Origin of the sequence: Comamonas testosteroni TK102 (assembly GCF_000739375.1) — a bacterium.
Taxonomy (GTDB): Bacteria; Pseudomonadota; Gammaproteobacteria; order Burkholderiales; family Burkholderiaceae_C; genus Comamonas; species Comamonas brasiliensis.
On sequence record NZ_CP006704.1, the window covers coordinates 2545875 to 2558854 of the forward strand.

At 63.4% G+C, this 12980-nt stretch carries 11 protein-coding genes; 3 read left to right on the top strand and 8 right to left on the bottom strand.

Going from position 1 to position 12980, the window contains the following annotated elements; translation table 11 throughout:
* Positions 1-44 precede the first annotated feature (44 nt).
* The 4 genes from serB to mfd all read right to left on the bottom strand — a co-directional run bounded on the left by serB (position 45) and on the right by mfd (position 6361).
* The gene (serB, locus tag O987_RS11565) at positions 45-758 is read right to left on the bottom strand and encodes a phosphoserine phosphatase SerB (RefSeq protein ID WP_019044125.1); all 714 of its coding nucleotides are present in this window, start codon (positions 756-758) and stop codon (positions 45-47) included.
* Between the two features lie 158 nt (positions 759-916).
* Positions 917-1939, bottom strand: a complete 1023-nt coding sequence (locus O987_RS11570) for a Bug family tripartite tricarboxylate transporter substrate binding protein (RefSeq protein ID WP_043372316.1) — start codon at positions 1937-1939, stop codon at positions 917-919.
* A 168-nt stretch (positions 1940-2107) separates the two neighbouring features.
* Positions 2108-2779, bottom strand: a complete 672-nt coding sequence (locus O987_RS11575) for a hypothetical protein (RefSeq protein WP_043372318.1) — start codon at positions 2777-2779, stop codon at positions 2108-2110.
* Positions 2780-2869: 90 nt separating this feature from the next.
* Positions 2870-6361: a transcription-repair coupling factor gene (mfd, locus tag O987_RS11580; RefSeq protein WP_003055830.1), complete on the bottom strand. Its 3492-nt coding sequence runs from the start codon at positions 6359-6361 to the stop codon at positions 2870-2872.
* Between the two features lie 276 nt (positions 6362-6637).
* Here mfd and ispD point away from each other — a divergent pair, with 276 nt between their 5' ends.
* Both ispD and ispF read left to right on the top strand, forming a co-directional pair.
* Positions 6638-7405, top strand: coding sequence for a 2-C-methyl-D-erythritol 4-phosphate cytidylyltransferase (gene ispD, locus O987_RS11585; RefSeq protein WP_003055828.1), 768 nt, complete (start codon positions 6638-6640; stop codon positions 7403-7405).
* Positions 7406-7527: 122 nt separating this feature from the next.
* Entirely contained in the window at positions 7528-8010 is a 483-nt protein-coding gene (gene ispF, locus O987_RS11590; protein WP_003055826.1) for a 2-C-methyl-D-erythritol 2,4-cyclodiphosphate synthase, read from the top strand.
* 34 nt (positions 8011-8044) lie between these two features.
* Here ispF and O987_RS11595 read toward each other — a convergent pair whose 3' ends face one another.
* The 3 genes from O987_RS11595 to ompR form a co-directional block, all read right to left on the bottom strand.
* Complete coding sequence (locus O987_RS11595; RefSeq protein ID WP_043372320.1) at positions 8045-8440, bottom strand: GFA family protein; 396 nt, start codon at positions 8438-8440, stop codon at positions 8045-8047.
* A gap of 61 nt (positions 8441-8501) precedes the next feature.
* A complete protein-coding gene (locus O987_RS11600; protein ID WP_003055822.1) occupies positions 8502-10004 on the bottom strand; it encodes a sensor histidine kinase in 1503 nt (500 codons plus the stop codon).
* Between the two features lie 188 nt (positions 10005-10192).
* A complete protein-coding gene (gene ompR, locus O987_RS11605) occupies positions 10193-10924 on the bottom strand; it encodes a two-component system response regulator OmpR (RefSeq protein ID WP_003055820.1) in 732 nt (243 codons plus the stop codon).
* Positions 10925-11236: 312 nt separating this feature from the next.
* On the opposite strand from ompR, the gene O987_RS11610 reads away from it, so the two are divergent.
* Positions 11237-11986 carry an SIMPL domain-containing protein gene (locus O987_RS11610; RefSeq protein ID WP_043372322.1) on the top strand — a complete coding sequence of 250 codons (750 nt, stop codon included), beginning with the start codon at positions 11237-11239 and terminating at the stop codon, positions 11984-11986.
* A 147-nt stretch (positions 11987-12133) separates the two neighbouring features.
* Here the strand turns inward: O987_RS11610 and O987_RS11615 are convergent, their stop codons facing one another.
* Entirely contained in the window at positions 12134-12916 is a 783-nt protein-coding gene (locus O987_RS11615) for a 3-hydroxybutyrate dehydrogenase (protein WP_043376368.1), read from the bottom strand.
* Positions 12917-12980 lie beyond the last annotated feature (64 nt).

The following is a 12980-nucleotide window of genomic DNA, read 5'->3' on the forward strand; positions in this document are numbered from 1 at the left end:
GGACGACAGGGCAGCGGCTGATGAGGGCAGGTGCTTGTTCCAGCCTATCGGAGCACTTCCAGCAGGCGATCCAGGCCGCCCTCGTTGATGGCGACCTTGGCCTCGTTGCGCACGCGTGGCTTGGCATGGTAGGCCACGGACAGGCCGGCTGCCTGCATCATGGGAATGTCGTTGCTGCCGTCGCCCACGGCAATGCACTGGCTTGCATCGATACCGATCAGCGAGGCCACTTCCAGCAGGGTGCGGCGCTTTTCCGCACCGTCGCAGATATCGCCCCAGGCCTGCTCGACCAGGCCGCCGGTCAGTGCTCCGCCCTTGATCTCCAGCACATTGGCGCGCACGAAGTCGATATCCAGCAGGCCGCGCACATGCTCGGCAAAATAGGTGAAACCACCCGAGACCAGCAGCACCTTCAGGCCGGCGGCCTTGGCGGCCTTGACCAGGGTTTCAGCGCCCGGCGAGAGTTTCAGGCGTTCGGCCAGAACGCGGGCCATGTCGGCCTCGGTCACTCCGACCAGCTTGCCTACGCGCTGGCGCAGGCTGTCCTTGAAGTCGGTGATTTCGCCGCGCATGGTGGCTTCGGTAATCGCCGCCACTTCGGCCTTCTTGCCCGTGGCGTCGGCGATCTCGTCGATGCACTCGATGGTGATCAGCGTCGAGTCCATATCAAAGGCGATGAGCTTGTAGTCCGCCAGCTTCTGGGGGGCAGTAAAGCCGCGGATCATCAGGCCGGGAGCGAATTCGGTGGCGTCGGTCATTGCGAATCGTGCGAATGAGGGGGTAGCAGAAAGTGGAATGGCGGAGATCAGGCCCGCGCCATTCCTCAAGATGGCCGCCATTATCCGCTGTTGTTGCGGGCTTCGACTTGCCATTCACCCCTGAGTCTGCCCTTGGTGCTGTTCCGGGCGGTGCCTGCTTACTGCGGTTGAATGCCCGCAGCCTTGACCAGCTCGGCATGCAGCCTGATGTCCTGGGCCATGGTCTGCCTGAGCTGCTCGGGCGTCGACGGCGCGACTTCCATGCCGTTTTCACCCAGTTTGGTCTTGATCTCGCTGTCCAGTGCAACGCGCACGGCGCGGTTGAGCTTGTCGATCACGGGCTGCGGCGTCTTGGCCGGTGCGAACAGGCCGACCCAGGCCGATAGGTTGAGGTCGGCAAAACCGCCTTCCGCCATGGTGGGGGTGTTGGGCAGCATGGCCGCGCGCCTGGGCGCCATCAGCGCAAGGGCATGCAGCTTGCCGGCCTGGATATGGGGCAGGGCTTCGGGCAGCACGGCAAACAGCATGTCCACATTGCCGGCCAGTGTGTCGTTGACGGCCGGCGCACCGCCCTTGTAGGGCACGTGCAGCATCTTGGCCTGGGTGCGCGTCTCGAACATCAGCGCGGCCAGGTGCTGCGGGCTGCCGTCGCCGGATGAGGCAAAGGTCAGCTTGCCTGGTGCGGCTTTGGCGGCCGCCACCACGGCAGCCACGCTGGGGAATTTCTGTCTGTCCTTGACCACCAGTACCATGGGCTGATTCACCAGCTTGCTGATGGGCGCGAAGTCGGCCTCGGGGTCATAGGGCAGGGATTTGAAGATGCTCTTGTTGGTGGTCAGGAATGAGGCCGGCGAGACCATCAGCGTGTAGCCGTCCGGGACGGAACGCGCCACGGCCGGCGTGCCGATCTGACCCGAGGCACCGGCGCGGTTGTCCACCACAAAAGGCTGCTTGAGTTCGCTGGCCAGCTTTTGACCCACGACTCGGGCAATCATGTCGGCGCTGCCTCCTGCGGGCAGGGCGACTATGACCTTGACCGCGCGCTCGGGATAGGCGTCCTGTGCCTGGGCCGTGGCGGCAAGGCCTGCCACCAGCGCGCAGGCCAGTGCGGGGCGGGCCATGGCATGAACGGCATGGCGAATTTTGCGGTGAGCGATATTGCGCACGGGTTGGAGCAGCATGCGATCCCTCTCTTTCTCAAGATATGCACCAGCTTGGTGATTGCGGCGGTGCGATAGCCCGATGATGAGCAAGCCTTGTGCCAACTGCCTTGGCGTTTTGCCTGATGGGAAAGATGCGGTTTGCGCAGTGGCCGGGAAAGTGGCAGAGCTCAGCGCACCTCGACGGCCTCAGCTTTCGGGATTGCCAGGCGGCTGCAGATATATGGCATCGGACCAGGTGGCCACCCAGTGCGGGCGAAACACCACGAATACCGCTGTCAGCATGCCGGTTGTCACGCCATCGCTCCAGGCCATGAGCCAGCGCGCCATGTGCGAGAGCTCGTCGTTGACATTGGGCAGCACATGCCCGGCCCATTGGCCGAGCAAGGACGCAATGAATACGCACACAACCGTGCCCAGGAAGCCGCGCAAGAAAATAAAGACAAAGATGTTGTGCCAGCACCAGCGGCGCACTGCTGCCCCCCAGAGCATGGCCAGCGTGGCCGGCACCAGCCCCTGCCAGACCGCCAGGCCCAGAGCGTCCTGCAGTCCGAGTGCGGGAGCCAGTGCAAAGGCAATAGCGCTTGTCGCAATCAGCACCGGCACTGCAAGCGGCCAGCCGATCAGAAGCAGCACCAGCGGTGCACCAGACCAGTGCAGTTGCAAAGGCATTTTGTGCAGCTCTGGCAGCGCCCAGACCCAGGGTAGCAGCACCAGAATGGCCAGCAGCGGCGTGATCAGCGGCGACAGCACCGGGTCATGCATGCCGCCGGGGCCGGCCCGGCTGCCCAGCATGCGCCAGGGACGGCAGAGCAGGGCCAGAAACAAGGCCAGCAGGGCAATGGCGGCTTCAAGAAACATGGCGGCTCGGAAAATCAGGTTCCGCCGCCATCTTGCACCGTCTGCATCGGACCGGGCTCAATAGCCCTGCTGGCTTTGTCAGCAGCCTTGTCAGGCATGAACAGCTGTTTCGCTCTTGAGCGGCTGACCCAGGCTGCGCAGCACATCGCGCACCATCTGGGCTCGGTCCTTGGGGTTCTCCAGCTCTTTTTCGATGCGCAGCTTCTCGTTGCCCGCCAGCTTGATGTGCTTGTTCTTCTGGATCAGGTGAATGATGTTCATGGGATCGATCGGCGGCTGGGGTTTGAAGCTGATGTTGATCACGCCGGGAGCGGCATCGACCTTGACCACTCCATAGGGCTGGCTCAGCACGCGCAGGCGGTGCACGTCGATCAGGGTCTGCGCCTGGGGCGGCAGCTTGCCGAAGCGGTCCACGATTTCCTCGAGCAGGGTATCGATCTGATCGGCCGTCTTGGCCGTGGCCAGCTTCTTGTAGAACGACAGGCGCAGATGCACGTCGCCGCAGTAGTCGTTGGGCAACAGGGCTGGGGCGTGCAGATTGATGTCGGTGGAGGCCGACAGCGGCGAGAGCAGATCGGGTTCCTTGCCGGCCTTGAGGCTGCGCACGGCCTCGGACAGCATCTCGTTATAGAGCTGAAAGCCCACCTCCAGCATATTGCCGCTCTGGTTTTCGCCCAGCACCTCCCCGGCGCCACGAATTTCCAGGTCGTGCATGGCCAGATAGAAGCCCGAGCCCAGCTCCTCCATCTGCTGTATGGCCTCCAGTCGCTGCTGGGCCTGCTTGGTCAGGCCGTCCAGGTCCGGCACCATCAGATAGGCATAGGCCTGATGGTGGCTGCGTCCCACGCGGCCGCGCAGCTGGTGCAACTGGGCCAGACCGAACTTGTCGGCACGGCTGATGAGAATGGTGTTGGCCGATGGCACGTCGATGCCGGTCTCGATGATGGTCGAGCACAGCAATATGTTGTAGCGCTGGGCCACGAAATCGCGCATCACGCGTTCCAGCTCGCGCTCGGGCATCTGGCCGTGGGCCACGGCGATGCGTGCTTCGGGCAGTATTTCCTCCAGCTTCTGCTTGCGGTTCTCTATGGTCTCGACCTCGTTGTGCAGGAAGTAGATCTGTCCGCCGCGCTTGAGCTCGCGCAGCACGGCTTCGCGAATCACGCCCGTGCCCTCGTTGCGCACAAAGGTCTTGATGGCCAGGCGCCGCTGCGGCGCCGTGGCGATCACCGACAGGTCGCGCAGACCCTCCAGCGCCATGCCCATGGTGCGCGGGATCGGGGTGGCCGTCAGCGTCAGCACATCGACCTCGGCGCGCATGGCCTTCATGGCCTCCTTGTGGCGCACGCCAAAGCGGTGTTCCTCGTCGATGATGAGCAGGCCCAGGTTCTTGAACTGCGTGGACTCGGACAGCAGCTTGTGCGTGCCGACCACGATATCCACCGTACCGTCCGAGATGCCCTTGATGGCCGCCGTGATCTCCTTGCCCGAGCGAAAGCGCGACACCTCGGCAACCTTGATCGGCCATTTGGAGAAGCGGTCCACCAGGGTCTGGTAATGCTGCTCGGCCAGCAGCGTGGTGGGGGCCAGGAAGGCGACCTGCTTGCCGCCCATGGCCGCCACAAAGGCCGCGCGCAGTGCGACCTCGGTCTTGCCGAAGCCCACATCGCCACAGACCAGGCGGTCCATGGGCTGGGGGCTGATCATGTCCTGCACCACGGCGTGGATGGCGGCGCGCTGGTCGGCCGTTTCCTCGAAGCCGAAGTCGGCCACGAACTGCTCGTAGTCGGCCGTGGGGAAGCGGAAGGCATGGCCCTGGCGCGCGGCACGGCGGGCGTAGATATTGAGCAGTTCGGCGGCCGAGTCGCGCACCTGTTCGGCGGCCTTGCGCTTGGCTTTCTCCCATTGCGTGCCGCCCAGCTTGTGCAGCGGCGCATCGTCGGGCGAGACGCCGGTGTAGCGGCTGATCAGGTGCAACTGGCTGACGGGCACATAGAGCACGGCATCGGCCGCATATTCCAGGTGCAGAAATTCCTGCAGCGCGGGCGTGCCGTCCGGGTTCTTCTGGCCCATGTCCATATTGATCAGCCCGCGATAGCGGCCTATTCCGTGGTCGGCATGGACGATGGGGTCTCCTACCTTGAGCTCGGACAGGTCCTTGATCAGTGCCTCCACATCGCTGACCTGCTCCTGGCGGCGGCGACGGCGGCCCGTGGGGCTGCTGGCAAACAGCTCGGTTTCGGTGACGAAGTCCAGGCCTTCCTCGACCCAGGCAAAGCCCGTCATCAGGCTGGAGGTGGCGATGCCGACCTTTTCCGTGGCATCGGCCTGGAACTCGGCCAGAGAATCGAACACGGGCGGGTTGACGCCCGAAGCGCGGAAAAAGTCGAGCAGGCTCTCGCGCCTGCCGTCGGATTCGGCCAGAAGCAAGACCCGGCTTGTGCCGGCTGCTATATGTTTTTGCAGTTTGGCCAGCGGGTCATCGGCTCCGCGCAGCACGGAAAGGTCTTCGAGCTTCTGGAAGATGGCGCTGTCGGCCACATCTTCGGTGCCCGGCCGCAATGCCAGCTGGGCATGCTCCTTGCTGCGGGTATAGAACTGGTCGGCGCTGAGAAACAGCGTCTCGGGCGGCAGCGCCGGGTGGTCGGGATCGCCTTGCACCAGGCGGTAGCGGTCCTTGGTGTCCTGCCAGAAGCGCTGGAAGGCCGGCTCCAGATCGCCGTGCAGCACCACGGTGGCCTCGTCGCCCAGATAGTCAAAGACAGTGGCTGTTTCGTCGAAGAACAGCGGCAGGTAGTACTCGATGCCGGCCGTGGCAATGCCGGCACCCATATCCTTGTAGATGCGGCTGCGTGTCGGGTCGCCCTCGAGCAGCTCGCGCCAGCGGCTGCGGAACTTGGCGCGCGCTTCCTCGTCCATCGGGAATTCGCGGCCGGGCAGCAGACGCACCTCGGGCACGGGGTAGAGGCTGCGTTGCGTGTCGGGGTCGAAGGTGCGGATGGAGTCGATCTCGTCGTCGAACAGGTCCACGCGGTAGGGCTGGAGCGAACCCATGGGGAACAGGTCAATCAGGCCGCCGCGTACCGCGTATTCGCCATGGCTGACCACCTGGGACACATGCTGGTAGCCCGCCAGCGTGAGCTGGGCCTTGAGCTTTGCCTCGTCGAGCTTCTGGCCCTGCTTGAATTCAAAGGTATAGCCAGCCAGAAACGAGGGGGGGGCCAGGCGATAGAGGGCCGTGGTGGCGGGCACGATGACCACGTCGGCGCCATGCTGCCTGTCGCGCTGGTTGATGCGCCACAGCGTGGCCAGGCGCTCGCTGATCAGATCCTGGTGCGGCGAGAAGCTGTCGTAGGGCAGGGTTTCCCAGTCGGGGAACAATGCGCAGCGCAGCTCGGGGGCGAAGAAGGCCATCTCCTCCATGAGACGATGGGCGTCGGCGGCATCGGCCGTGACGATGGCCGTGACCCGGCCGTCTTGCTTTTCACGCTCGCCCAGCCTGGCCAGCAGCAGCGCGTCGGCGCTGCCAACAGGGCGGGGCAGGTGAAAGCGTTTACCGGGGGTGAGCTTGGGCAGTTGCATGGTTTTTCACAGACGAGCGCAGGCAGCGGCACACAGGTGCGGGCTGGATGCAAAAAAACGGGGACAGATTGAATGCGGGCGAGTCCGGCCATCAAGGGCTGGGCTCACGGCCCAATCAGCGCGGAGCTGATGGTTGGCGGCGCATTCACTCAAAATGGGGACACCTCAAGGCGATGCAAGTCGAAAGCAGGTCTTCGATGGATCTCAGGGGCTTTCGGACGAAATGCTGATTTTAAAATACTGTGCATGACAGATCGGTTTTTCTCGCCTGAGTCCATGACGGACGACAAGGCAAACGCTGCAGCGGCGTCGTCGCCGGCACCTGCGCCCCGCTGCTGGGGGCTGATTCCCTGCGCGGGTGTCGGTCTGCGCGCCATCGCCGCAGATTCACCGGCCCCCGAGCTGCCCAAGCAATACCAGAACGTTGCGGGCCAGCCCATGGTCATGCACACGCTGGCCGCCATGTTGGCGGTGGAGCGCATGCACCGGGTGCTGCTGGTGGTCTCTGCTGCCGATGGTTTCTGGCAGGGCCGCGCCACGGACGCTCGGCTCGGCATTGCTGCCTGTGGCGGAGCCACCCGTGCCGAGACTGTGAGCAACGGCCTGCAGGAGTTGCTGCGCATGGGGGCCAGCGGCGAGGACTGGGTGCTGGTGCATGATGCGGCGCGCTGTCTGGTCGCATCGGCGCAGGTCAATGCCTTGATCGATGCCTGCCTGCCGGATGCGGTGGGTGGGTTGCTGGCGCTGAAGCTGCCCGACACGCTCAAGCAGCAGGCCGCTGGTGCAGGCCCGGCGCGTGTGGCGCAGACGGTGGAGCGCAGCGACAAATGGCTGGCTCAGACGCCGCAGATGTTCCGTATCGCAGCCTTGCTGGCGGCGCTGCAGGCGGCGGGTGCTGCGGTAACCGACGAAGCCAGCGCCATGGAACTGGCCGGTCACTCACCCAGGCTGGTTTCGGGTGGTGCGCAGAACTTCAAGGTGACCTATCCCGACGACTTCGCGCTGGCCGAGGCCGTGCTGCTGCAGCGCAAGGCGCATGCCTAGACGGATTCGCCATCGACAGGGCTCGGCGGCTGGCAGCACCGTGTCCGAGCCGGGTTGGCATAGATAGTATTTAATTTGATAGCTGCTTGCGCTTTATGAGCAAGAGTTTGACAAGGATTTTTATGAATTTTCGTATTGGTGAAGGCTGGGATGTACATGCCCTGGTTCCTGGGCGCAAGCTGATTCTCGGCGGTGTCGAGGTGCCTCACAGCCTGGGCTTGCTCGGCCATTCGGATGCCGACGTGCTGCTGCATGCAATCACCGATGCCTTGTTCGGTGCAGCGGCCTTGGGCGATATCGGCCGCCATTTCTCGGATACCGACGCGCAGTTCAAGGGGGCGGACTCCGCCGTGCTACTGGCCGAAGCTGCCAGGCGCGTGCGCGCCAAGGGCTTCGAGATCGGCAATATCGACAGCACCATCGTGGCCCAGGCACCCAAGCTGGCACCCCATATCGAGAAGATGCGCGAGCGTATTGCCCAGGTGCTGGAGCTGGATGTTGAGCAGGTCAACGTCAAGGCCAAGACGGCCGAGAAGCTCGGGCCTGTGGGTCAGCTGCAGGCCATGGAGGCCCGTGCAGTGGCCTTGCTGGTAAGGGCTGCCTGACCCTGCTTGACGCCATGGCCGCGGCGAAAGCCGGTCATGAATCCCCGTAGAGGGCTTGCACCTCGGCCCCGGTCAGGGTCGGGGTGTCATTGGCCAGCGCGTAATAGTCGGGCTTTTCGTCGATATAGATCTGCTGTGCCAGTGTCAGCCCCCGGGCATCCTGAAACAGCCCGGCAGACAGAAAATGCTCGTTGCTGGCCAGCAGGCGATAGAAGAGGTGGGTGCCGCAGCTGCTGCAGAAGGCACGCTCGGCCCAAGGCGAGGATGCATAGCGCGTGACCGGGCCGCTGGTCTGCACTGCCGTGCCGCCATGCAGGGTGAAGGCGGGGCCTTCTCCCCAGCGCCGGCACATGCTGCAGTGGCAGACATGAACTTCGTGGGTGTCGGGTGTGGTGACGAGAACGGCTTCGCACAGGCATCGGGCTTGCATGGTGAACTCTCCAGCAAATGGTTGAAAAGGCGATGCCGATTGTGCATGGAGGCGGACCGATTCAGTCTTCCCCTGCCTCGTCGTCTTTCTTGTCGCGCGGCAGATTGCGCTTGACCTGGGGGCGCTGCAGACGCTGTTCGGGCGCCGCACCGGCTGTCACGCCCATGGCGCGCTGCAGCTGCAGATGGGCGACCAGGCCGCCCGTCGATGAGTTGGAAAGGGCAAACATGCCGCCCATACGCTGCACCGTCTTGTCCACAATGGACAGACCCAGGCCTGCGCCTGCGGCTGCCGTGCGCGCCGTGTCGCCGCGGAAGAAGGGCTGGGTCAGGTTGGCCAGTTGCTCGGCAGGCACTCCCTTGCCATGGTCGCGGATGCGGATGACCACCCATTTCTCGCTTTCCTTGGCAACCACGTCCACCTCGGTGGTGTCGGTGGACGGGGTCTTGCCGTAGCGGCGTGCGTTCTCGAAGAGATTGGAGATCACGCGTGCCAGCTCCACCTCGTCGGCCATGACATAGAGGTCCTCCGGCACGTTCATGGTGATCTGCAGTTCGCGGTGGTCCTGCACGGCATAGACGCAGGAGGCAACCACGGCATGCAGGTCCACGGGGCTGAGCATGACGCGATGATCAGGGCGGGCGTAGTCCAGGAACTTGTCGATGGTGGCGTCCAGCTGCACGATGTCGGCCACCATATGCTCGCGCGCCACATCGTCATAGACGCTCATCTCGGTCTCCAGGCGCAGCCGTGCCAGCGGCGTGCGCAGGTCGTGGGAGATGCCGGCCAGCATCACGGCGCGGTCCTGTTCCAGCTTGGCCAGCTTCTGCGCCATGCGGTTGAAGCCGATATTGACCTCGCGGATTTCGCTGGTCACGGCTTCCTCGTCAAGCTGGCTGGCGTCGAAGTCGCCCTCGCGCACGCGGTTGGCCGCATAAGACAACTGCTTGAGCGGCCGGTTGATCAGACGGGCAATGGCGGCCGCGCCGATGAGCGAGAGCAGGGCGGCCGTGATCAGCCAGATCAGCCAGGTCTGGCCGCTGGCGGGAGTGAAGCGCGACTGGTCCATCAGCATCCAGTTGCGGTCGCCATTGATGGTGAAGCCCACCCACAGGCCAGGCTCCCCGTTGACGCTGCGCGCCACCACGGTGCCGTAGCCCAGGCGGGTGGTCAGCTCCTCGGTCAGCTTCTGGCCCAGAGCGTTCTGTTCCAGCAGCTCGAATGAGTCGCCGGGCTCGCGGGGCAGAATGCGCACGCCTTCCTGGTCGGCCATGGTCTTGATCAGGGAGACGCGGTTGATCGCATCCGAATGCTCGAGTGCGGCGCGGCTCAGGTTGACCAGTGAGGCCACCTGTTTGGCCGTCTGCAGTGTGCGCGGCTCGAAATCCAGTGCCCGCAATGTCTGCAGCCAGGCCAGGATGCTGCCCACCAGCAGCAGTGCCAGCAGGCAGAAGGTGCGCCAGAACAGGTTCAGCCCCACAGGGGAGCGCGCTGTACTGCGCCGCTCGTACTCCAGGGGTACGGGGCTGGTGGCGTCGGGCGGCGGATGGTGGAAAGCGCTCATGAACAGCAATGCGGAAATAACTGGACCCGAGGGTACGCCCAATATGGGCAACACGGGTTACGGTTTGTCCAAAAAGTGTCTATCTACTGGTGGTTGTTGAAAGAGCTTGACTTATGGTCCTTATGGACCGGCACCCAAGCACAGCAAGCCGCGCAGCGGGCGGCTTGTTGCAATGCAGGCGGGCAGAATCAGTTCATGCCATCGGGTACGAACACATAGCCCACGCCCCAGACGGTCTGGATATAGCGTGGTGCAGCTGCGTCTTCCTCGATCAGTTTGCGCAGGCGCGAGACCTGCACGTCCAGGCTGCGGTCGAACGGCTCGAATTCGCGGCCACGGGCCAGCAGGGCCAGTTTTTCGCGCGACAGCGGCTGGCGCGGGTGGCGCACCAGGGCCTTGAGCATGGCGAATTCGCCGGTGGTCAGCGGCAGCTCTTCGCCATTCTTTTGCAGCACGCGGGTACCCAGGTCGAAGGTGAAGGGGCCAAAGGTCACCACCTCGTTGTCGCCCGAAGGCGCGCCCGGTGCTTCCTGAGGAGGGCGGCGGCGCAGCACGGCATGGATGCGGGCCAGCAACTCGCGCGGGTTGAAGGGCTTGCCCAGATAGTCGTCGGCGCCGACTTCCAGACCCACGATGCGGTCCACGTCCTCGCCCTTGGCGGTCAGCATGATGATGGGGGTGCGGTCGTTGGCCGAGCGCAGGCGGCGGCAGATGGACAGACCGTCTTCGCCGGGCATCATCAGATCAAGCACGATCAGATCGACAGTCTCGCGCAGCAGGATGCGGTTGAGCGCCTTGCCGTCCTCGGCAATCATGATCTCGAAGCCTTCCTGCGTCAGATAGCGGCGCAGCAGGTCGCGGATGCGTGCATCGTCATCCACCACGAGGATCTTGTCAGTACGGTTGTTCGTCGTTGCCATGATCGTCCTTATCGATTTATTTGTAACTGGCCCATTGTTATCGCTAGATCCAAAAAATCCAGCGAAACAAGCCCAAGTCTTGCCACTTGTTACGATTGTTGCGTTTGTAAATAGAACAATAAATGTTTCTTGAGGAACTTTTCACCAGTATTTTGCCCTATTGTTTCAATGGTTGTTCTGGTGGTGTGTCTAATGTCGGCTGTTCGTACATAAAGTCACACTCTGGGCTGACATGCTGCACAGCAGCGACTTTGCGCAATGGTGAAATGCATGTGTATCTGCATGGCCTGATTTACTTACAAGGTGAACCGCATGAATCAATTTTCCAAGTCTTCCTCTTCTTCTCGCGCAGCGGCTGCCGCCCTTGCGCTGGCTGCGGCCTGTGCCGGTGGCAATGTCTGGGCGCAGGCCGCAGCGCGTGACGCGCAAAGACCCACCAATGTGGTGCAGCTGTCGGCCCAGGGCACGGTGGAGGTCAAGCAGGACTGGATGACGGCGACGCTGTCGGCCAGCAAGGACGGCCGCGATGCCGCTTCGGTGCAGTCCCAGTTGCAGAAGATCGTGGAGTCCGCCATGACCACGCTGCGTAACGATGCGCAAAGTCGGCAGATGGAGTTGAGCACCGGCAATTTCTCCATCTCGCCGCGTTATGGCAACAACGGCAAGATCGAAGGCTGGCAGGGCCAGGCCGAGATCGTGCTGCAGGGGCGTGACTTCGTGCGCATCACCCAGGCGGCGGCCAAGGTGCAGGACATGACATTGGCCAGCATGAGTTTCGGCCTCTCTCGTGAGGCACGGGAAAAGGTGGAGGGCGAAGCCCAGGCCAAGGCGATCGAGAACTTCCGCCAGCGTGCTGCGGCCATCTCCAAGAGCTTCGGCTTTGCAGGCTACAGCCTGCGCGAGGTCAATGTGAGCAGCAGCGGCGGTGGCGGGCATCCCATGCCGCGCCCGCGCATGATGAGCATGGCCAAGGCCAGCTATGCGGATGCCGCGCCCGTGCCGGTGGAGGCGGACCGCGCCGAGGTGACGGTCACCGTCGGCGGCTCGATTCAGATGCAGTGATCGAATCTGCGTCAGGTTCATATGAAAAAAGGAGCAGCTTGCGCTGCTCCTTTTTGATTTTCATCATGATTTGATGCTGAATATGGCTTCTGGCATGCGCTAGATGCTATCTAATTGATAGACGCTTTTGCGCAAGCCCGGCGGTGGCTACTGTGCAGCCCAGCCGCCGTCCATATTCCATGCCACGCCGCGCACATTGTTGGCCGCGGCCGAGCAGAAGAAGACGGCCAGCTCGCCGAGCTCGTCGGGCGTGGTGAACTGCATGGAGGGCTCTTTTTCGCCCAGCAGCTGTCTTGTGGCGTCCTCGTTGCTGATGTGCTGGGCGGCAGCCTTGGCATCCACCTGTTTTTGCACCAGTGGCGTCAGCACCCAGCCGGGGCAGATGGCGTTGCAGGTCACGCCGGTGGTGGCGTTTTCCAGCGCCGTCACCTTGGTCAGGCCGACGATGCCGTGCTTGGCGGCGACATAGGCCGATTTTTCGGCCGAGCCGACCAGGCCGTGCACCGAAGCCACGTTGATGATGCGGCCCCAGTTGGCCTGCTGCATGGCGGGCAGGGCCAGACGCGTGGTGTGAAAGGCGCTGCTGAGATTGATGGCGAGGATGGCATCCCACTTCTCCACGGGGAAGTCCTGCACCTTGGCCACATGCTGAATGCCGGCGTTGTTGACCAGGATGTCGACGCGGCCGAACTCGGCGGCGGCGTACTTCATCATGGCCTCGATGTCGGCGGCCTTGCTCATGTCCGCACCGTGGTAGCCGACCTTGATGTTGGCCGACTTGCCGGCATCCAGTACCTGGGCGCGTGGTGCTTCGACATCGCCAAAGCCGTTGAGCACGATATTGGCGCCCTGGCGTGCGAGAGCGATTGCGATACCTAGGCCGATTCCGCTGGTCGATCCCGTCACGAGAGCGGTTTTGCCTTTCAACATGGACATACAAGGTCTCCGAATGAATTACGATGCGACACAGCCATTATCGGCCCCGGTCCTGAAA

Bases quoted from the DNA above. Each gene is read 5' to 3' on its own strand.
- O987_RS11595 (WP_043372320.1), bottom strand. From the start codon at position 8,440: ATGCAAGCCCGATGCCTGTGCGAAGCCGTTCTCGTCACCACACCCGAC.
- O987_RS11600 (WP_003055822.1), bottom strand. From the start codon at position 10,004: ATGAGCGCTTTCCACCATCCGCCGCCCGACGCCACCAGCCCCGTACCC.
- ompR (WP_003055820.1), bottom strand. From the start codon at position 10,924: ATGGCAACGACGAACAACCGTACTGACAAGATCCTCGTGGTGGATGAC.
- ispD (WP_003055828.1), top strand. From the start codon at position 6,638: ATGACGGACGACAAGGCAAACGCTGCAGCGGCGTCGTCGCCGGCACCT.
- serB (WP_019044125.1), bottom strand. From the start codon at position 758: ATGACCGACGCCACCGAATTCGCTCCCGGCCTGATGATCCGCGGCTTT.
- O987_RS11615 (WP_043376368.1), bottom strand. From the start codon at position 12,916: ATGTTGAAAGGCAAAACCGCTCTCGTGACGGGATCGACCAGCGGAATC.
- O987_RS11570 (WP_043372316.1), bottom strand. From the start codon at position 1,939: ATGCTGCTCCAACCCGTGCGCAATATCGCTCACCGCAAAATTCGCCAT.
- mfd (WP_003055830.1), bottom strand. From the start codon at position 6,361: ATGCAACTGCCCAAGCTCACCCCCGGTAAACGCTTTCACCTGCCCCGC.
- O987_RS11610 (WP_043372322.1), top strand. From the start codon at position 11,237: ATGAATCAATTTTCCAAGTCTTCCTCTTCTTCTCGCGCAGCGGCTGCC.
- O987_RS11575 (WP_043372318.1), bottom strand. From the start codon at position 2,779: ATGTTTCTTGAAGCCGCCATTGCCCTGCTGGCCTTGTTTCTGGCCCTG.
- ispF (WP_003055826.1), top strand. From the start codon at position 7,528: ATGAATTTTCGTATTGGTGAAGGCTGGGATGTACATGCCCTGGTTCCT.